This is a genomic window from Sporosarcina sp. NPDC096371 (assembly GCF_044762865.1).
Lineage (GTDB): Bacteria > Bacillota > Bacilli > Bacillales_A > Planococcaceae > Sporosarcina.
The window spans coordinates 1-1,231 of sequence record NZ_JBIWFE010000022.1; the positions used below are offsets into that span (position 1 = coordinate 1).

Consider the following 1,231-nt stretch of genomic DNA (forward strand, 5'->3'; position numbering starts at 1 on the left):
TTATTAAAGGATGGACGTTTCAGTTATCCACGTATACTGAAAGACATTGAAGCTGAGCTTCGTATTGGTTCTACTCTTCGTTCAAAATTGACGGAGGATTTGGCTAGTATCAAAAATCGAATCATTCGTTGGCTGGATCGCTACTTTCCAGAGTTTACTCAAGTCTTTCCTAATTTCGGGAAGATGGCACTTGCAACACTAGAAATGACGCCATTACCAAAAGATATTAAAGTAAAAACAGCTGAAGAGCTACTCTTTCTTTACCGACAGGTAAAGGGAATGAGAGCCCCTCAGTTACCGAAAGCCAAGCTTCTCATTGAAGTCGCGCAAAACTCTATCGGACTGACAGAAGGGACACAGATGGCCCGACATGAAATCGCCACGCTCTTACGTCAGTATCGGTTATTAGAAACCGAAATTGAAACTGTAAATAATCAATTAGCAGAAATGGCACAAACAACAATCGAATATGAAATACTGGCTTCAGTTCCTGGTTTAGGAGACGCGACAATCGTTGATTTACTATCAGAAGTAGGAAGTTTCTCACTTTATGAAAATCCACGCCAACTTATAAAACTAGCGGGATTAACATTACGTGAAAGCTCGTCTGGTCAACATAAAGGACAAAAACATATCTCTAAACGAGGACGAAAGAAGCTTAGAAATACTCTATTCAAAGTAATAGTACCGCTAATTCGTCATAACGAAGCGTTTAAACAGCTTCATGAATACTACACAACACGCCAACAAAATCCCTTAAGGGGAAAGCAGTCGATGGTGATACTCTGTGGTAAATTACTGAAAGTATTACATGGTATTTGCAAAAAGAAAGTCTTTTTTAACGAGCAACATATGATGAAGGACCTCTACTGTCTCTCAGAGGCAGCGTAATCTATTCTTTTCATTAAACTATAACAAGAAGGATGACACGGAGAAGCCAGCAAAATAACTAAACTCAGACTAAGAGTCTCCGAAGCAGCATAGCAGGCCTCTGCCTTATGAATAGACCGAACGAAGGAATGTAAGCGCAAATGACGCTAAGAGACATGGGAGGGTACGTCGTCATAAGTATCGCAGAGATCCATTGTGCATCACATAGTGGATAAAAAAGCTAATGATTTCCATTAGTTTTAGCGGAGCGTACACCTAGCTTGTAAATTATAACTATAAATTCAAAACACTGTTTATAAATGAAGTGAAAAATTATTTTCTATTCATCAAGAAGTGATGG

Annotated in this window: 1 protein-coding gene; it reads left to right on the forward strand. The window is 39.0% G+C overall.

Features of this window, described 5'->3' with window-relative positions; all coding sequences use genetic code 11:
• Positions 1-891 (forward strand): transposase (locus ACIQ0H_RS21490; protein WP_403419296.1); only part of this gene is annotated, 891 nt, incomplete at its 5' end.
• Positions 892-1,231 lie beyond the last annotated feature (340 nt).